This window comes from Methylobacterium sp. J-076, from assembly GCF_022829405.1.
GTDB lineage: Bacteria > Pseudomonadota > Alphaproteobacteria > Rhizobiales > Beijerinckiaceae > Methylobacterium.
In genome coordinates this window covers 42,366-59,027 of record NZ_JAKSXW010000129.1, presented here as the reverse complement: position 1 = coordinate 59,027, position 16,662 = coordinate 42,366, and the positions used below count along the sequence as shown (strand labels likewise).

The 16,662-nt window shown below is 69.4% G+C and carries 18 protein-coding genes; 11 read left to right on the top strand and 7 right to left on the bottom strand.

Annotation, left to right across the window (positions count from 1 at the left end; all coding sequences use genetic code 11):
* Nucleotides 1-234 precede the first annotated feature (234 nt).
* The 3 genes from MKK53_RS13830 to MKK53_RS13820 form a co-directional block, all read right to left on the bottom strand.
* Nucleotides 235-1,554, bottom strand: coding sequence for an MFS transporter (locus tag MKK53_RS13830; RefSeq protein WP_243929284.1), 1,320 nt, complete (start codon nt 1,552-1,554; stop codon nt 235-237).
* A 515-nt stretch (nt 1,555-2,069) separates the two neighbouring features.
* Entirely contained in the window at nt 2,070-2,483 is a 414-nt protein-coding gene (locus MKK53_RS13825) for a DUF1236 domain-containing protein (protein WP_243929283.1), read from the bottom strand.
* 58 nt (nt 2,484-2,541) lie between these two features.
* Complete coding sequence (locus MKK53_RS13820) at nt 2,542-3,810, bottom strand: alpha/beta hydrolase (RefSeq protein WP_243929282.1); 1,269 nt, start codon at nt 3,808-3,810, stop codon at nt 2,542-2,544.
* Between the two features lie 253 nt (nt 3,811-4,063).
* Between MKK53_RS13820 and MKK53_RS13815 the strand changes: the two genes are divergently transcribed.
* Complete coding sequence (locus MKK53_RS13815) at nt 4,064-4,450, top strand: heme utilization protein (RefSeq protein WP_243929281.1); 387 nt, start codon at nt 4,064-4,066, stop codon at nt 4,448-4,450.
* A gap of 131 nt (nt 4,451-4,581) precedes the next feature.
* Here the strand turns inward: MKK53_RS13815 and MKK53_RS13810 are convergent, their stop codons facing one another.
* Nucleotides 4,582-4,791: a hypothetical protein gene (locus MKK53_RS13810; RefSeq protein WP_243929280.1), complete on the bottom strand. Its 210-nt coding sequence runs from the start codon at nt 4,789-4,791 to the stop codon at nt 4,582-4,584.
* Nucleotides 4,792-5,166: 375 nt separating this feature from the next.
* Between MKK53_RS13810 and MKK53_RS13805 the strand changes: the two genes are divergently transcribed.
* The 5 genes from MKK53_RS13805 to MKK53_RS13785 all read left to right on the top strand — a co-directional run bounded on the left by MKK53_RS13805 (nt 5,167) and on the right by MKK53_RS13785 (nt 10,176).
* Nucleotides 5,167-5,988 carry a transglutaminase-like domain-containing protein gene (locus MKK53_RS13805; RefSeq protein WP_243929279.1) on the top strand — a complete coding sequence of 274 codons (822 nt, stop codon included), beginning with the start codon at nt 5,167-5,169 and terminating at the stop codon, nt 5,986-5,988.
* Between the two features lie 377 nt (nt 5,989-6,365).
* Nucleotides 6,366-6,719: a putative quinol monooxygenase gene (locus MKK53_RS13800; RefSeq protein ID WP_243929278.1), complete on the top strand. Its 354-nt coding sequence runs from the start codon at nt 6,366-6,368 to the stop codon at nt 6,717-6,719.
* Nucleotides 6,720-6,973: 254 nt separating this feature from the next.
* Nucleotides 6,974-8,725, top strand: a complete 1,752-nt coding sequence (locus MKK53_RS13795; RefSeq protein WP_313901549.1) for an LLM class flavin-dependent oxidoreductase — start codon at nt 6,974-6,976, stop codon at nt 8,723-8,725.
* Between the two features lie 431 nt (nt 8,726-9,156).
* Nucleotides 9,157-9,375 (top strand): hypothetical protein, encoded by a 219-nt coding sequence (locus tag MKK53_RS13790; protein WP_243929277.1) that lies wholly within the window; start codon nt 9,157-9,159, stop codon nt 9,373-9,375.
* A 63-nt stretch (nt 9,376-9,438) separates the two neighbouring features.
* Nucleotides 9,439-10,176 (top strand): helix-turn-helix domain-containing protein, encoded by a 738-nt coding sequence (locus MKK53_RS13785; protein WP_243929276.1) that lies wholly within the window; start codon nt 9,439-9,441, stop codon nt 10,174-10,176.
* Nucleotides 10,177-10,291: 115 nt separating this feature from the next.
* Here the strand turns inward: MKK53_RS13785 and MKK53_RS13780 are convergent, their stop codons facing one another.
* The gene (locus MKK53_RS13780) at nt 10,292-10,549 is read right to left on the bottom strand and encodes a hypothetical protein (protein WP_243929275.1); all 258 of its coding nucleotides are present in this window, start codon (nt 10,547-10,549) and stop codon (nt 10,292-10,294) included.
* 268 nt (nt 10,550-10,817) lie between these two features.
* On the opposite strand from MKK53_RS13780, the gene MKK53_RS13775 reads away from it, so the two are divergent.
* The 3 genes from MKK53_RS13775 (at nt 10,818) to MKK53_RS13765 (ending at nt 12,679) form a co-directional block, all read left to right on the top strand.
* A complete protein-coding gene (locus tag MKK53_RS13775; protein ID WP_243929274.1) occupies nt 10,818-11,465 on the top strand; it encodes a BON domain-containing protein in 648 nt (215 codons plus the stop codon).
* A gap of 75 nt (nt 11,466-11,540) precedes the next feature.
* Entirely contained in the window at nt 11,541-12,251 is a 711-nt protein-coding gene (locus MKK53_RS13770; protein ID WP_243929273.1) for a hypothetical protein, read from the top strand.
* Nucleotides 12,248-12,679 (top strand): GlcG/HbpS family heme-binding protein, encoded by a 432-nt coding sequence (locus tag MKK53_RS13765; RefSeq protein WP_243929272.1) that lies wholly within the window; start codon nt 12,248-12,250, stop codon nt 12,677-12,679. Before MKK53_RS13770 ends, MKK53_RS13765 begins: the two co-directional genes overlap by 4 nt.
* A gap of 333 nt (nt 12,680-13,012) precedes the next feature.
* Here the strand turns inward: MKK53_RS13765 and MKK53_RS13760 are convergent, their stop codons facing one another.
* Complete coding sequence (locus tag MKK53_RS13760) at nt 13,013-13,354, bottom strand: hypothetical protein (RefSeq protein WP_243929271.1); 342 nt, start codon at nt 13,352-13,354, stop codon at nt 13,013-13,015.
* 163 nt (nt 13,355-13,517) lie between these two features.
* Here MKK53_RS13760 and MKK53_RS13755 point away from each other — a divergent pair, with 163 nt between their 5' ends.
* Nucleotides 13,518-15,122, top strand: coding sequence for an oleate hydratase (locus MKK53_RS13755; protein WP_243929270.1), 1,605 nt, complete (start codon nt 13,518-13,520; stop codon nt 15,120-15,122).
* A gap of 49 nt (nt 15,123-15,171) precedes the next feature.
* Here the strand turns inward: MKK53_RS13755 and MKK53_RS13750 are convergent, their stop codons facing one another.
* Complete coding sequence (locus MKK53_RS13750) at nt 15,172-15,453, bottom strand: hypothetical protein (RefSeq protein ID WP_243929269.1); 282 nt, start codon at nt 15,451-15,453, stop codon at nt 15,172-15,174.
* 242 nt (nt 15,454-15,695) lie between these two features.
* On the opposite strand from MKK53_RS13750, the gene MKK53_RS13745 reads away from it, so the two are divergent.
* Entirely contained in the window at nt 15,696-16,346 is a 651-nt protein-coding gene (locus MKK53_RS13745) for a BON domain-containing protein (RefSeq protein ID WP_243929268.1), read from the top strand.
* Nucleotides 16,347-16,662 lie beyond the last annotated feature (316 nt).

The window sequence follows — 16,662 nt, the reverse complement described above, 5'->3', positions numbered from 1 at the left end:
GGGGCAGCCGCGTTCGACGCAGCGCAAATCCGCCCGGCCGCACGTCATCACCCGCCTTGAACGAGCCGCAGGCCTGCCTGGCCGCGACCGCCCGCCGCGCGACCTTGGCCTGGGCCACGCTCCCGCTCGACTCAGAAGGTCGGAAGGTCCGCGTCGCGACAGTGAAACGCCCTCCGTCCTCGGGCCGTCGCACGCACGGTGGCTGGCAGGCGACCGTGAGGACTGGTGGACGGTTCAGCGCAGGGCGGCGGTCGTTTCGAGGTTCGACAGCCGGTCTCTGACCGCGACGCCCCTGTAGATGACGATCGTCGCGATGAGGCCGCAAAGCCCTCCGAACGCCATCCAGTATCCTGGCGCCGCTTGGTTGCCCGTCTCCTGGATCAGCCATGTGGAGATCAGGGGCGTGAACCCTCCGAAGAAAGCCGTGGCCAGCGAGTAGGCGAGCGAGAACCCTGCCGTGCGCACGGTCGTGGGAATGATCTCGGTGAGGGCGACAACCATCGCACCGTTATAGCTGCCGTACAGGAACGACAGCCAAAGCAGGACGATCAGCATGTTCGTGAAGGACGCATTCGCGACCAGCCACGACAGCGCGGGATAAGCCGTCAGCAAGGTCAGCGCCGAGAAGATCAGCAAAAGCGGCTTGCGGCCGACCCTGTCCGACAGCGCCCCCATCACGGGCAGCCAGAACAGGTTTGACAGAGCCGTGCAGAAAGTCACGAGCAAGCTGTCCGTATCGGAGAGCTTGAGGACGGTTTTGCCGAATGTCGGCGTGTAGACGGTGATTGTATAGAACGACACGGTGGTCATGGCGACGAGAAGCATGCCGAGTCCGACAATTCTCCAGTTCTGGACGAGCGAGCTGAAGATCTGCTGCGTGCTTGGCCGCACCTTGCGCTGGAGGAATTCCTCCGTTTCCTCAAGCGAGCGGCGGATGTAGAAGAGGAACGGCACGATCGCGCAGCCGATGAAGAACGGGATGCGCCAACCCCAGTCGTTCATCTCGGCGGGGACGAGCGCATGGTTCAGGGCGTAGCCGATGATCGCGGCGAACATCACCGCGACCTGCTGGCTGCCGGACTGCCACGAAACGTAGAAGCCTTTTTTGCCGGGGGTAGACATCTCGGCGAGGTAGACCGAGACGCCGCCGAGTTCGACGCCGGCGGAGAAGCCCTGCAGGAGGCGGCCGACGAGCACGAGGAAGGGCGCGAACAGACCTATCGTCGCGTAGCTCGGCACGAAGGCGATGAGGATCGTGCCAAGGGCCATGATCATCAGGGTGACGATCAAGCCCTTGCGCCGTCCGATGCGGTCCACGTAGGCGCCGAGGATCACCGCCCCGAGGGGCCGCATCAGGAAGCCCGCGCCGAACGTCACGAACGTCAGCATCAGCGAGGCGTATTCGTTGGCGACCGGGAAGAAGGCCTTGGAGATAGAGGAGGCGTAGAAGCCGAAAAGAAAAAAGTCGAACATTTCCAAGAAGTTGCCGCTGGTGACGCGAAGCACCGTCGCCACCTTGGACTTGGATCGATCGCTTTCCGAGAATGTAGCCACGGCGCCCCTCCAGAACGTAGCAGCGGCCGTTTCGAGGGCCGCGTTCATTGGGACTCGGTTTAATCCCTGCTCCAATCGACGCAATGTGCGGGCCGCTCACAAACGGGAAGCGACGGCCAATCTTCCCACTGATGTCACTGATGTCCGACAACTTCGACGTGAGGCAGCCGAAGGTTCAGAGCGGGCGAACGGCGTTCGGCCAAGTCCCGCATGACCCGGGCCCTGAACGCAGGCCTCCCCGCGTGGGGAGGCGGGGCGCGGCCACCACGACGAGGTCGGTGCGCAGGCGGAACCTCCGCTTCGGGGCGACGGATCGGGATCCGGTTCCCGCCCATTCGAGACGCTCCCGCAAGCCCTGTGCGGCGGCCGACGCCGGCGGAAGGCTGTCGCCCGCTGCAGGAGCGGGCTGACGTCGAACGGCGTCGTGCCCCCCCTGACGGCGCCGTCGGAGGAAGGCCGATGCGCTTTGCGCAAAGCCCCATCAGGCCAAGCGGAGGCCTGAATGGCGCGTCGGCCTAGTCGATGACCTCGACGACCCGGCGCGTGCGCGGGTCCACGAGCACAGGGTGGTCGTTGACGATGGTGTAGTTGTAGTTCGGCAGGGCGAACTCGGTAGGCACGTCGTAGTAGACGACGCCGTCCTCGGGCAGGACGGTGCCGACCCGCACGGGACCGCCGAAGGCGAACGACGGGCGCCGCTCGCCCGCGGCGTAGATGCGGAAGCGCTCGCGCCGGTCGATGCCGAGGATGCCGTTGGCCGTGCCCACCGCCGCGCCGACGGCACCGCCGACGATGGCCCCCAGCGGACCGGCGATCATCTCACCCCGGTTCGCCCCCTCCTGCGCCCCACGTTCCAGCCCCTGGGCCAGGGCGGCTCCCGCCCACGCGGCCGCAAGCGCCGCCACGGTCAGTCCGAACTTCCACGCCATCTTCCGTTCCCCAAGGTGCCGGGAGGTCCGGCTTCGTCGTCGTGTCCCGGCCGCCGGCTCAGCGGCCGCCGGTCATGGCCCGCACGGGGGCGCCGGCGAGGTCCACCGTCGCGCCGAATGTGTCCCGCAGGCCCGAGCCCACATGGGACAGGTGATCGCCGTAGGTCTCGCGGGTCTGCGGATCGACGATGGCCACCGGGGCGGCCACCGCCAAGGCGGCGCCGGTCGCCACCGTCGAGGCGGCTCCCGCGGCCGTGCTCACGAGCCGGTCGCCGATGCCGATCTGCCCGTCCGAGATCGGCTGGCCGTCGGCGAGCCGCTTGCCCAGCAACGCCACGACGTCGCCCGAGGCGAACTTGCCGTGGTTGAGCGGGTCGTCCCCCTTCACCGACGACAGGTTCAGGACGCCGATGTTCTGGCGCTCCAACTCGGACCGGTAGGGCTCCACCGTCGGGTCGATGGCGCCCAGCCGCACGCTGTCGCCCCAGACCAGCCGCGAGACCGCCAGCGCCTGGTCGTCGCCGGACACCATCAGGGTGAGCCGCGGCCGGTCCGGACCCATGTCGCGGAACGCCACGCGGGCGAGGTCCATGTCGACGTCCGGCGCGGCCAGGATGACGTTGCGGATCTTCGGCGCCACCCGCCGGTCACGGATCGCCATCTGGCGCAGGCTCTCCAGGGTCAGCCAGTTTCCCATCGAGTGGGCCAGGACGGTGATCTCGCCGACGTTCGGATCCTTGGCCAGATCCCTCAGAAGCGTCTCCAGCCCGTTGCGCGAGAAGTTGGTGCTCTCCCGGTCGTAGCCGTAGGCCAGCACGCTGCCCTTGGACGGCCATGTGAACAGCACCGGCGCGACGTCGGCACCGGAATCGTGCACGATCTGCGCGAACCGGAAGACGGCATCCTCGAACTTGTTGTTGAAGCCGTGGACGAAGACGAGGACGTGGCGCTTGGCGCCGCGCCGGACCGCGCGACCGGTCCAGGCCGCGACCTTCGAACGGTCGAGCGCATCGACGCGGAGGGCGACGAAGTCCGTCGCCGGGTTTCCGGGCAAGCGGTCCGGCCACTGCACGGTGCCGGGCCGCCGGGTGGCGTCGGGTGGGATGGAGACGGCGAGGTCGGTGTAGACGACCGCGTCGCCGCGCTCGCCGGAGAACAGCACGCCGCGGTCCGCGGCGGCCTTGCGGGTGGTCGCCACCAGCATGTCGACGCGCGAGGTGCCCGGCACCGGTTCGGTCGCGGCCACGGGCAGCAGCACGCCGGCGGGACGCCCGGCGCAACCCGTGACCATGAATAGCGCCGCCAGGATGCCGACGCTGCCGGCCATCCTGCGGCACGATCCGAACGCACCCGTCACCCTCACCCCCATGCCCGACTCTGCCGTGAGCCTGGATGGGCGGGCGGTTAACGAACCGTCAAGGCGCGGCCCGCGGCGCAGGCCCCGTCGCCCGCGTTCCGGCTCCGCGTTGCGTCTCGACCCGCCACGCAGCGCAATCTCGCGGCGGATCGAAACCGTTCCGTCCGCTCGATGGTTTTGCTGCGTTCGATCCGATCCCGATCGCCGCCGAAAGAGCCGCCGTATGCCACGCCTCCCCGTCCTGCTCGTCACCACCAGCCTTGCCGCGATCACGCTCTGCGCTGCCGAGGCGGCGAGCCGAAAGGTGCAGGTGCCCAATGAGTACGATGGATCCTGGGGCATCACCGCCACGACCCAGGAAGGGCCGTGCGCGTCCAGCACCACCTACCAAGTGAAGATCGCCAACAGCGACGCCTCGATCCCCGGCGACGTGAACATCGAAGGCGGCGTCTCCGCGAGTGGCGAGGTCCAGGCCACGATCATTCAGGGGGCGAACAAGGTGCCGATCACCGGCCGTCTCGAGTCCAACGGGAGCGGGAGCGGAGCGTGGCATACCGACGGCGGCCTGATCGCATGCAAGGGCAGCTGGAGCGCCAGAAAGTCGGGATGACGGGAGGCCCTGTCCCCTTCCCCCCATGGCCGCACCTGCGGCCGGAGGCGCCGGGCGGGCGGGACGCCTGAGCGCCGGCCGGGGATCCCCTGAGACCGCCGCCATCGCAGCGGCCCGTCACGGCCCCGGGACTAACGCCGCCCCATGCACTCTTTCATGAACGCCGCCCGTTGCGGGGCCATCGCTGCATTGGATCTCTCCGTTCCCTTGCCGCGAACACTCGAAAACAGGCCCTGTTGCTCGGCTTCGGAAAGGCACTTCTCGCGCTTGGGATTGGATTGCGCGTATGCGGACATCGGCGATGCGACCAACACCAGTATCAAAATCGCCAGGGTGGGCATCTTCGTCCTCCAGGCTACGCTGAAATCACGTGCGTCCACATCCTGAAATATCCGGGCGGCGCAACGTCAGGATAATCGCTCATCATCGATGAGGGGAAGCACGTCGAAGGGGCCCTGACACGGTTTCGGCCGGATCGGCGGTCCCGTCAGGCCCGGCCCGGGACGCCGCCTCGACGCGGGGCGGTGGGGCCGGCGCCACCGGAGGCTCCGACCGCGGATGGGTCCGCCGCGGCGGGCTATTTCGTGCCGACCCATCGGACGATCGGGGTAGTCCTGGCCGGTGCTATGCAGTAGCTAATCCCCTGGCCCGATCCAAACCATCGGTCAGGTCAGGCGACGGGCCTCACTCCCGGATCATCCTTTGGGAGACACTCCATGCGCATTCTCGTCGGCTGCGAGATGACCTACGAGTTCGTGCAGGAGACGCCGGTCGTCGCGATGCTGAACGTGCATGCCTCGCGGTTCTCCGACCTCGAGCGGCCCGATCATCTCCTGACGGTGCCCTCCGTCCCGCTGGAGGGCTATCGCGACACATTCGGGAACTGGTGCAACCGCCTCGTCGCCCCGCCCGGGCGCTTCACGCTGCGGACGGACACGGTGGTGCGGGACCATGGCAACTGGGATCTCACCGAGCCGAGCGCCCGGCAGGACGCGATCCAGAGCCTGCCGGCAGAGACGCTGCTCTACCTGCTCGGGAGCCGGTACTGCGAAACGGATCGCCTGTCACAGACCGCCTGGGACTTGTTCGGCGGCATGGAGCCGGGGTGGGCGCGGGTCCAGGCCATCTGTGACTACGTGCACGACCGCATCAGCTTCGGTTACGAGCACTCTCGGCCGACGCGGACCGCGCTGGAGGCGTTCGACGAGCGCCGCGGCGTCTGTCGCGATTACGCCCACCTCGCCATCACGTTCTGCCGGTGCCTCAATATCCCGGCTCGCTACTGCACGGGCTACATCAGCGACATCGGACTGCCGCTTCCGCACTCCCCGGGCGATTTCGCGGCATGGATCGAGATCTTTCTCGGCGGGCGATGGCATACGTTCGATCCGCGCAACAACAGCCCGCGCATCGGCCGGATCTTGATCGCCTATGGCCGCGACGCCGCCGATGTGCCCCTGACGCTGACCTTCGGCCCGAACACGTTGGTGGGTTTCCGCGTGACGACCGAGGAGGCCGCGCCACTCGCGGGGGCGTGAGGGCAGGCCCATCGAGAACCGCACCGTGACCTGACCGGGACGGCGGGCCGCCTCCCGGCCTGCTCGCCGACGGTGTCGCGGCGCGGGACGGAGGCCGGTTCAGGGCCGGCAGCGTCCGCGTGCGGGAGCGCCACCGCGGGCGCGATCCGGCGGCGGAGTGTATTCTTTCGCGCATACCCCCGTTCGTGGAGCGGTCATTCGCCCGGCCCGGACCGATGGGGAATGACATTTTTATTTATAGGAAAGTCTTGCACTATTCGTGCCCCTGCAAGAAGCAAGGGATGGCTCAAGTCGAGCGCTCTGCCAATCGTCATCAGTCTTAACTCCATCGATTGACGATCGCAGGGGACATTCCAACCTGACCGGTGGGGCACACCATGACACGCCAACCCGCCTCGATCTCCGGCACGGCCTCGGCGGCGGGAGCGCGTCACCGCCCCAGCCATGGTCTCGTCGTGACCCTGGAGGCCCGGAACGGACAGCAGGAGCTGCTCGCGCAGACGCTCCACGAGGCCTTCACGACCGCCATCCGCGAGGCCGGCACCGTGACGTGGTACGCTTACCGCATCACGGAAACGCGGTTCGGCATCTTCGACACGTTCTTCGACGAGGGCGCGCGCCAGACCCATCGGGACGGGGAGGTCGGACGCTTGCTGGGCCGCCTCGGCGAGGAGATCCTCGTCAGCCCGCCGGACTTCAAGGCCATCTCGATCCTCGCGGCCAAGATCTAGGGCGGTTTCGGCGAACCTCGGATCGGGTGTCCCGACGGCTCGGTGGGGCCCCTCCCCCTTGTGGGGAGGGGAGGGTGCGTCGGGCCTCGCGATGCAGGTTTCCGGGAGACGCGTGAGCCCATCGTCCGCCGAAGCGGAGGCCGTTTCGGCGTAAGAAATATCAACGAAAACAATACACTAGAGCAAATCGGCTCAGGCGCCTGTTCCGGCGCCCGTCCGCCATGCAGAACCTCTTCCGTCCGATGGATAGACCCATGCCGACCGACCCGTCGTCGACACGATCGCACATCTTTCTCAGCGCCTTCGACATGCACTGCGTGGTCCACCAGAACCCCGGCATGTGGCGCTATCCGGGGGACCAGACCCACAACTACAAGGATATTGAATACTGGATCGAGCTGGCGCGCGTGCTGGAGCAGGGCGGGTTCGATTCCCTGTTCATCGCCGACGTGCTCGGATTCTACGACGTCTACGGCGGCAACCGCGATGCGGCGCTCCGCACTGCGGCGCAGGCGCCGGTCGGCGATCCGCTCATGACCATCGCGGCCATGTCGGCGGCCACGACCCATCTGAGTTTCGGCGCCACCGTCTCCCTGACCTACGAGCTGCCCTACAAGTTCGCGAAGACGATGACCACGCTGGATCATCTGACCAAGGGCCGTGTCGCCTGGAACATCGTGACGTCCTACCAGCAGAGCGCGGCCGTCAACCTCGGGCTCGACACGCAGATCGCTCACGACGAGCGCTACAACATGGCCGACGAGTTCATGGAAGTCTGCTACAAGCTTTGGGAGGGGTCGTGGGAGGACGATGCGGTCAGGCGTGACGTCGAGTCCGGCATCTATACCGATCCATCCAAGGTCCACGATATCCAGCATACCGGCAAATACTACAAGGTTCCCGGCGCGCATCTGTGCGAACCGTCCCCGCAGCGCACGCCCTTCCTGTTCCAGGCCGGTGCCTCGGCGCGGGGGCGGAAGTTCGCGGCGCGGCATGCGGAGGCCGTCTTCCTCATCGGCACCAATCCCAAGGACACCCGGACGGTCGTCGATCAGTACCGGATGCTCGCCGCCGAGCAGGGCCGCGACCCGCGCAGCCTGAAGATCATCATCATGCTCACGCCGATCGTCGCGGAGACCGACGCGGCGGCGCAGGAGAAGCTGGCGCTGATCAAGTCGCGGGCGCAGGTGGATGCGGCCCTCGCGCTCTGGGGCGGGTGGACCGGGATCGACCTCTCCGGCGCGGACCCGGACAAGCCCCTCGATCAGTTCCAGGGGGACGGCATCCGCGCCTTCAGCGATATGCTGACGCGCGTGGACAGCGAACTCGTCTGGACCCCGCGCCGCCTCGCCGAATGGCTGTGCGTGGGCGGAATGAGCGCGAGCTGCGTCGGCTCCCCCGGGACGATCGTCGATCATCTGGAGGAATGGCTCCATGTCGCCGACGTCGATGGCTTCAACATCGCCCGGGTCACGAATTACGGCACCTTCGCCGACTTCCGGGACCTGATCACCCCGGAGCTGCGCCGCCGCGGCCTGATCCCGCAGGAGCGCCCCGCCGTGCCCCAGACGGCCCGGGAGCGGGTCTACGGCCATGCCCGCCTGCGCGACGACCATCCCGGCGCCGCCTTCAAGGTCGGCGCGGTGCAGGCCTCCGCCCGGCGCGCCTCCGGCCCGATCACCCTGCGCACCACCCCCCGCAACGTCGGCCTGCTGGTCACCCTCAAGGCAAAGCCGGAGACGAAAGGGCAGCTGGAAACGTGGCTGCACGACATGCAGCGTGTCGCCGAGGCCGAGGCGGGCACGGTGTCCTGGTACGCCTTCCAGATCGACGATCTGACCTACGGCATCTACGACACGTTCCTCAGCCACGAGGGCCGCGAGGACCACATCCACGGCCAGATCGTCAAATCCCTGAGGACGCTGCAACACGAGATGCTGGAAGGTCCGCCCGAGATCCGGCCCCTCGATCTTCTCTCCGTGAAGAGCTTCGCGCCGGCCCACTGAAGGCCCGCGGGTGGCGACGAGGGGCCGCGGCGGGCCGGCCGCGCCCCACCCCGAGCGGCCCGATGCCATCGCATCGCCCGATATCCGGCGCGTCTCCGGGCGGAGGCGCCGGTCGGCCTGCGTCACACGCGGCCTAGGGGCGGTCCGTCGAGATCATCGACCGGCGCAACCCCCACAGGGTCATCCGCCGTCCGGCGACGAGGGCGGGATAGATCGTCTATCCCTGCCGCGCCGGGCCGGCGCCGCCCATGCGGCCGGCTGAAGACTGCGCCACGCCGCTCCGGGGGGGCGACCGGGGGCGTTCCCCCCTCCGGGAGACCCGCGAGCAGATCTGCGCCTCCGGTCGCCGTATTTGATCCCGTTCCTTGTCACCGCAGGGATGTTGTCCGGTTGCGGAGCCTGAAGGCAACAGCCCGCGCCGCGAGGTGACGATGTTCGAGTCAGACGCCTTCTCCACCCTGGCCAGATCGGTCGTGACCGTGCGGGACCGCGACGGCGGCGGCATCGCCTGGGACGACAGGACGGTCCGGTTGGCCGCCGGGGTCCTGCAGCGCGCCTTCAACCTCGACGAGGCGGCACGCGACGCGTTCCTCGATCTCGCCCGTCGTACCGAGCGGATGAAGGCGACCGAACGCTGGCGGGGGCGCTGAGGCGAAGACCTCCGCCGATCCTTCGGCGAGGCCGCACCGAACGGGAAAGGACAGGACGGGCCCATGTCGATCCATTCACGGCCGGTCAGCCCGGGGGGCCATGCCCCTGTCCTGCCCTCGTACCTCCGGGAGGGCGTGGACAAGCTCCGTCTCGTCAGCCTGGTCACGGCCCTGCCGCTGGCGGAGCGCGACGCCCTGGAGCCGTTGAGCCGTCGCGTCGCCCTCGACCAGAAGCAGTGCCTCTACGGCCAGGACGAGCCCGCGGCTTCGGTGTTCAACGTCACCTCCGGCGCCCTTCGCCTGTACCGCCTCCTTCCGGACGGGCGGCGCCAGGTCACCGGGTTCGCCTTCCCGGGAGACTTCCTCGGGCTTTCCCTGCTCGACCGGTTCTCGGTCTCCGCCGATGCCCTCGGCCCGGTGACGGCCTGCCGCTTCGAGCGGTTGGCCTTCATGGACCTGCTTCGCGGACAGCCGGGCCTGATGATGCACCTGCACGTGATCATGGGACAGGAGCTGTCCCGGGCCAAGGACATGATGATGCTGCTGGGGCGGCGGACCGCCGACGAGCGGATCGCCACGTTCCTGATGGGGCTGCAGGAGCGTTACGTCCGGATCGGACGGTCCCCGGTCACCCTGGAACTGCCGATGGGCCGCCTCGACATCGCCGACCATCTCGGCCTCACCATCGAGACGGTGAGCCGGACCCTCGCCAGGCTGGACCGGGACCATTGCATCCTGATCGTGCCGGGAGGCGTACGCCTCGTGGACCACGACCGCCTCGCGCGGATGTCGGCGCACTGAGCATTCTCGGGAGAACCAGGATCGGGAGGCGCGGGAGGTGGGGGTGGTTGAGGAGGCACCGGGGCGCTTCATCCGGCACCACCCCCACCCCACCCCCGCCCGCGCGTGACGCCGCCTAAAGGCCCGGGGGGCGTGCCGGCGGGCGCTTGATGTCGTGCCACCGGGACCTCGCGCCGGACGGGCCGGGGGCCTGCACGGCTCCGGTGCCGGCGGGGGGCTCCGGGCGGATATCGCTCGGCACCACCTGCTCCGAAGGCGGCATGTTCGGGCCGTTGGACGTGGCCTGGTCGCCCCCCGGGGCCGCGACCTGGACCGCCGCCGCGGCCAGAAGCGCCCCGAGGGCAGCGGTCACGGTCTTTCGTGTGCCTGACATGGTCGGGGGCCTCCCTGTCCGGGGCGATGGTCTTGCCTGCCCCATGTGTTGGACAGCATGGGCGCGGCGTCGCCGCCGAACTTTGTGCTGGATCAAGGACGCGGCGGGATCCGGGAATAGTATTCGCCGCATCGGCACGGACCACTTGAGCCGTCGCCGGGCCATCCATCGCCGGTCGCCACGGCCGCCAGGCCTCACGCTCCCGACCCGGGCCGCCCGGGCGACGGACGCGACCGGATGCAGCCCCCCGCGATCCAGGACACGCACCATGACCATGGACAAGACCTTGCAGACGAACGTCCTCGCCGAGCTCGGCTGGGAGCCGAGCGTCACCGCCGCCCATATCGGTGTGACCGCCAAGGACGGCATCGTGACCCTGACGGGCCACGTCCAGAACTACATGGAGAAGTATGCCGCCGAGCGGGCCGCCGGCCGGGTCAAGGGCGTGCGCGCCGTGGCCGAGGAACTCGAGGTCCGCCTCCCCCACCACGCCAGGAGGAACGATGACGAGATCGCCGTCGCGCTCCTGCAGCGCCTGGATTGGAACGTCTCGGTCCCCGACAAGGCCGTCAAGGTCGCGGTGGAGAAGGGGTGGGTCACCCTCACCGGCGAGGTCGACTGGCAATTCCAGAAGGAAGCGGCGCAGCACGACATTCGCGGCATGCTCGGCGTGGTCGGCATCTCCAACTGGATCAAGATCAGGGAGCGGCCCAACGCCGTGAACATCGGTGCGGACATCACCAAGGCCCTTCACCGGAGCTGGTACGACCCGAAGACGATCAACGTCAGCGCCGCCGGCGGCGTCGTCCACCTGAGCGGCACCGTGGACAACTGGTACGACCGGCAGATGGCCGGTTGGACCGCCTGGGGCGCACCCGGCGCGACCGCGGTCGAGAACGACATCCGGGTCGTCTGAGGGCGCCTCACCCTTCGATGGATCGGGCGGTCCGACCGGATCGCCCGATACGGCCTACGCCAGGAGCCCCGCTCGATGATGCATCATCAGATCCACGGCCACGACCGGACCACGCTTGCGCAGATCTTCAACCATCCGACCAGCGAGAACCTCGAATGGCGGGAGGTGGTGGCGTTCGTCGACAGGATCGGGAGCGCCGAAGAGAAGGCGAACGGGAGCTGGAGCCTGAGCCTGGGGGGGCGCGCGTGGACCTTCCCCCAGCCGCCGCACAAGGACATGGACCCCCGTGAGGTCGAGCGGTTGAGGCACCTGCTGGAGGGCGCCGGCCTGTCGGCGCATTCCACCGAGTTGCTGACCCCCACGCCCGCGGCCACCGAGTCCGATGCCCTGATCGTGGTCGATCACCACGAGGCGCGGATCTATCGCCTCGACCCGGCGACGGTGGGCGGGACGAGCGAGACCACGCTCCGGCCCTACGATCCCCATGGCCACATCCACCACCTCGCCCACAGGGAGGGCGGGACCTATCGCGGCCAGCGCGCGCCGGAGGACATGAGCTTCTACGACGGGATCGTCGCGGCGGTGAAGGATGCGCCGCGCATCGCCATCGTCGGCCACGGCACCGGCAAGAGCAGCGCCATGTCGGTCCTGTCGCGCCGCCTGCACGACCACCATCACGAGACGCGGGGACGGGTCGTGGCGACTGCGACCATCGACCTGTCGGCCGCCACGGACGGGCAGCTGCTGGCGCTCGGTCGCGAGATGCTGAGAGGGGACGTCCCGTGACCGGCGCGCCCGTTTTCGGCCTGGATGACGGAGGCCTGACGCTGGAGGAGGCGACCCGGGTGGTGGGCCGAGCGGTCGCCGAGGCCCGGCGCCTCGGGGTCACGGTGAGCGTCGCCGTCTGCGGGGCGCAGGGGCGACTCGTCGCCTTCGCGAAGATGGACGGCGCGGGCGGCATGAGCGCGCGCGGGGCCATTGGGAAGGCCGTGGCCTCGGCGGCCTCTGGCGAGCCGAGCGAGGTCATCCCTCCGCCCGGGGACACCCTCTCCTGTTCCATCGTCGAAGGCGAAGGGACCGCGGCGTTCCACGGGCGCGGCGGGATCCCCCTGATGAGGTCGGGAGCGGTCATGGGCGCCGTGGGGGTGTTCGGCGCGGCGTCCTGCGACCAGGAATTCTCCTGTGCGACCGCCGGGGCCGCCGCCTACCGGTGACGGTCGCCGAACCTCGCTCCCCGGGCGGGGTCGAAGAGCGGCAAGGGTCGTCGGCAAAGGTCGTCGGCAACGGTCAGGGGCGGGGTTCGGGCGGCGGACGTTCCTGTCCGGTCGGCCGGGATGTCCGATCCGGCGGGACACCCCCCGCGGGCGCGGGCGCCGGAGGCCCGGCCGGCACGCGGCTGGCGGTGCGGGGGCCCTCCGGGGTCGCCCCGCCGTCGTCGGCCCAGGTCTCGCGCTGGAATGCCTCGATGGCGGACGCGCGCGCGGGCCTGGGGGGCGTGGCCGACCCTCCGGCCGATGCCGGGCGCGGAACGGACGCCGCGGCGGCGCTCATCGCGGGGGGGCCGCACCGGGGCCGGCCGAACCGGTCACCGCGGCGTCGGGGCCGGCCAGGGCTCCTGTCGTGTCCGGGACGGTCTTGGGGCAGCTGCAGTCGATGATCCGGTCGCCGGGCGCGGCCTCGCTCTCCCCCTTGCGCGCGGGGGCTTCGTCCGCAGGCGTGGTGCGGCAGGTGCAATCCAGGGCCTCCACCCGCGCGGATGGGGCGTCCTTCACCGTGCCGGGATTGTTCGCGATGTTGACGTCATCGTTCGGAAGGGTGGCCTGGGCGAAGCCGGCATCGGTCATCGCCAATGCGAACACGGCGGAGAGAACCAGGACGGGACGACGCATCGGATATTTCCTTCGGCAATGTAGAGCACCCGGCTCCAAGCCATCGCAGAACATCTATGCGCGCCATCCCGCGCTGGGGCTTTGTCTTGGATCAAAGACGTGAAGTATCGGTCGAATAGTTTGGGTCTGCGCTTCGAAGACACGCCCAGAGGCAGGATCCCGCATGGCCCATTCCGCCCCCATCGCCCTCCCCCGCCGGAAAGCCTACCTGGTCGGCGGCGGCATCGCCTCCCTTGCGGCGGCCGCCTTCCTGATCCGCGACGGCGACGTGCCGGGCTGCGACATCACCGTGATCGAGGAGACCGGCGTCCTCGGCGGCAGCCTCGACGGATCGGGCAACCCGGCGGACGGCTACGTCCTGCGCGGCGGCCGGATGCTGGAGAGCCAATACCTCTGCACCTTCGACCTGTTCGCCTCGATCCCGACCCTCGACGGCACCCGCACCGTCACCCAGGAGATCTTCGCCTGGAACGAGACGATGAAGACCTCATCGAAGGCGCGCCTCGTCAGCGACGGCCAGCGGCTCACGGCCCCGCAATTCGGCCTCGACGAGGGTCACATCCTGACCATCGAGCGCCTCGCCCTCCTGCCGGAATCGATGCTCGGGAACACCACCATCGCCGACCAGTTCGACCCGTCGTTCTTCGAGACGAACTTCTGGTTCATGTGGTGCACCACCTTCGCCTTCCAGCCCTGGCACGGCGCGGTCGAGTTCAAGCGCTACCTCGTGCGGTTCGCCCACATGGTCTCGGGCTTCAACCGCCTGCAGGGTATCATGCGGACGGTCTACAACCAGTACGACTCGATGGTCCTGCCGCTGCGCAAGTGGCTGGGCGAGCGCGGCGTCGTCTTCGCCCTCGACACGCAGGTCACCGACCTCGGCTTCGTCGGGCGGGAGGGGGCCCGGAGCGTCTTCCGCATCCTCACCGACCATCGCGGCGAGGCCGGCGAGATCCGGGTGCATGACGGCGACCTCGTGCTCGTCACGCTGGGCTCGATGACCGAGGGCTCGTCCTTGGGCGCCATGGACCGTGCCCCCGTGCTGAAGGGCAAGACGGACGGCGGCGCCTGGACGCTCTGGGACCGCCTGGCGACGGGCCGTCCCGAGTTCGGGCGGCCCGAGGTCTTCGCCGACCATATCGACCGGTCGAAGTGGGTCTCGTTCACCACCACCCTGCACGACCCGACGTTCCTGCGCATGGTCCGCGACGCCACCGGGAACGTGCCCGGCGAGGGCGGCCTCGTCACCTTCCCGCGCTCGAGCTGGCTGGCTTCCATCGTCATCCCGTTCCAGCCGCACTTCATCGGCCAGCCCGACGACGTCGGCGTGTTCTGGGGCTACGGCCTCGCGGTCGACACACCCGGCGACTTCGTCGGGAAGCCGATGGCCGCCTGCACCGGGCGCGAGATCATGACCGAGATTCTGGGCCACCTGCGCATCGAGGCGGAGGCGGCCGGCATCCTGGACAAGGCTGTCTGCATCCCCTGCATGATGCCCTTCATCACCAGCCAGTTCCTGCCGCGCGAGCCCGGCGACCGGCCGCAGGTCCTCCCGAAGGGCACGACGAATCTCGGCCTCATGGGCCAGTTCTGCGAGCTGCCCGACGACGTGGTGTTCACGGTCGAATACTCGATCCGCTCGGCGCAGGCGGCGGTCTACGGCCTGCTCGGGCTCGGGCGCGAGCCGCCGGCCGTCTACCAGGGCAAGTTCGATCCCCGCGTCCTGTTCAGGGCCTACCGCGCCCTGCACGACCTGCAGGGCGCCTGAAACCCTGGCGGAGCGAGAAGCCCCGGGCCGGGGGAGGAGCCCCGGCCCGTCACCCCGGCTCCGCGGCGGTGCGCAGCGGCGTGGCATGCGTCGGCGCCTGGGCGAGTTGCGATCCGGTGCCGCTGCTGCCCCTGGCGGCCATCTCGCCGGTGAGGCGCTGCACCACGTCGAGGGCGGCCCCAATCCTCTCGGCCTGCCGGCAGACCTCGTCCTCGTCGATCCGGCAGGCGGCGTCGCCGGCCCACCAACGGCCATCGTCGATCACGCGCAGCAGCTCGGTCAGTCGTCCTTGCTGAGCGGTCAGGGCCTCGACGGAGCGGGGACAGATCATCTCGGGGTTCCTTTGCGTCGGGGTCGGGGTGCGCTTGGGCGCGCCGCGCCCCCACGGCGGCGAATGCCACCGTAGAGGGGCGCCCGTCGCACTCCTTGCGGTGGATCAAAGACCCTGCCCGCCCCGGTCCCTAGCTTGGACGAACACCGGACCATCTCCTGTCGGCCAGGGCGGATCGCATCCTCGTCCGCGGTGCGTTCGGGCTGGCCGCGCCATTCCCCCCCCATCCCAAGGAGACCACCATGTCCCACGACACCACCCTGCAGCACGCGGTGACGGCCGAGCTCATCTGGGACCCGGCCGTGACCTCCTCCGAGATCGGCGTCACGGCGAAGGACGGGGTCGTCGCCCTCACCGGACAGGTCGACAACTATGTCGAGAAGCTCGCCGCCGAGGCGGCGGCCCGTCGGGTGCGGGGTGTGAAGGCCATCGTCCAGCAGATCGAAGTCCACGTGCCGTTTTCCCTCAAGCGGTCGGACGAGGACATCGCGGCGACCGCCGTCTCACGCCTCGCCTGGAACGTGGCCGTGCCCCCGGACCGGATCTCCCTGAAGGTCTCGAAGGGCGTCATCACCTTGACCGGCGAGGTGGACCGCCATTTCCAGTCCGAGGCCGCCGAGCGGGAGCTGCGTCACCTCTCCGGCGTCGTGGCGGTGGACAACCGGGTCACCGTCCTGCCCCAGGTCGATGTCGCCGACGTGAGCGCGACCATCAGCGAGGCCCTCGACCGGTCATGGCTGTTCGACCCCGCGACCGTCACGGTCACGGCGGATGGCGGGACCGTCCATCTCGGCGGGACCGTGCGGACCATGCAGGAGCGCCGGGAGGCGGTGGGCGCGGCCTGGGCCTGCCCGGGCACCACCGCGGTGGACAACCGGATCAGCATCGTCTGAACGAAGCGCGCCCTGCCGGACGCGCCGCGCCGCCAGGGGCCTTCGAGCCCCGACGGAGGAGCCGGACACGTCCAGGCCCCACCCGCGACCGCGGGGCCGTCCCCGCACGGTGCCGCGGCCGCCATCGGAGCCAGCGCAGGCGGACGCGGCATCATCCCGGCGTGGGGAACCGCCCTGGGGATGTCCGTCCCTGCGGGAGGGTGTCGAACACCTCCGGCGGATCGACGCCCCGGCTGCGGCGGGGAGCCGGGGCGCCCACCCCGCCAAGCCTCTGCCGGAGACCGGGTTCGCCGAACAACCCGACGACGCGCGGGCG

Excerpts from the sequence above, each read along its gene's own strand:
- MKK53_RS13825 (WP_243929283.1), bottom strand. The coding sequence starts at position 2,483 with ATGGCGTGGAAGTTCGGACTGACCGTGGCGGCGCTTGCGGCCGCGTGG.
- MKK53_RS13820 (WP_243929282.1), bottom strand. The coding sequence starts at position 3,810 with ATGGCCGGCAGCGTCGGCATCCTGGCGGCGCTATTCATGGTCACGGGT.
- MKK53_RS13815 (WP_243929281.1), top strand. The coding sequence starts at position 4,064 with ATGCCACGCCTCCCCGTCCTGCTCGTCACCACCAGCCTTGCCGCGATC.
- MKK53_RS13810 (WP_243929280.1), bottom strand. The coding sequence starts at position 4,791 with ATGCCCACCCTGGCGATTTTGATACTGGTGTTGGTCGCATCGCCGATG.
- MKK53_RS13805 (WP_243929279.1), top strand. The coding sequence starts at position 5,167 with ATGCGCATTCTCGTCGGCTGCGAGATGACCTACGAGTTCGTGCAGGAG.
- MKK53_RS13800 (WP_243929278.1), top strand. The coding sequence starts at position 6,366 with ATGACACGCCAACCCGCCTCGATCTCCGGCACGGCCTCGGCGGCGGGA.
- MKK53_RS13795 (WP_313901549.1), top strand. The coding sequence starts at position 6,974 with ATGCCGACCGACCCGTCGTCGACACGATCGCACATCTTTCTCAGCGCC.
- MKK53_RS13790 (WP_243929277.1), top strand. The coding sequence starts at position 9,157 with ATGTTCGAGTCAGACGCCTTCTCCACCCTGGCCAGATCGGTCGTGACC.
- MKK53_RS13785 (WP_243929276.1), top strand. The coding sequence starts at position 9,439 with ATGTCGATCCATTCACGGCCGGTCAGCCCGGGGGGCCATGCCCCTGTC.
- MKK53_RS13780 (WP_243929275.1), bottom strand. The coding sequence starts at position 10,549 with ATGTCAGGCACACGAAAGACCGTGACCGCTGCCCTCGGGGCGCTTCTG.
- MKK53_RS13775 (WP_243929274.1), top strand. The coding sequence starts at position 10,818 with ATGACCATGGACAAGACCTTGCAGACGAACGTCCTCGCCGAGCTCGGC.
- MKK53_RS13770 (WP_243929273.1), top strand. The coding sequence starts at position 11,541 with ATGATGCATCATCAGATCCACGGCCACGACCGGACCACGCTTGCGCAG.
- MKK53_RS13760 (WP_243929271.1), bottom strand. The coding sequence starts at position 13,354 with ATGCGTCGTCCCGTCCTGGTTCTCTCCGCCGTGTTCGCATTGGCGATG.
- MKK53_RS13755 (WP_243929270.1), top strand. The coding sequence starts at position 13,518 with ATGGCCCATTCCGCCCCCATCGCCCTCCCCCGCCGGAAAGCCTACCTG.
- MKK53_RS13750 (WP_243929269.1), bottom strand. The coding sequence starts at position 15,453 with ATGATCTGTCCCCGCTCCGTCGAGGCCCTGACCGCTCAGCAAGGACGA.
- MKK53_RS13745 (WP_243929268.1), top strand. The coding sequence starts at position 15,696 with ATGTCCCACGACACCACCCTGCAGCACGCGGTGACGGCCGAGCTCATC.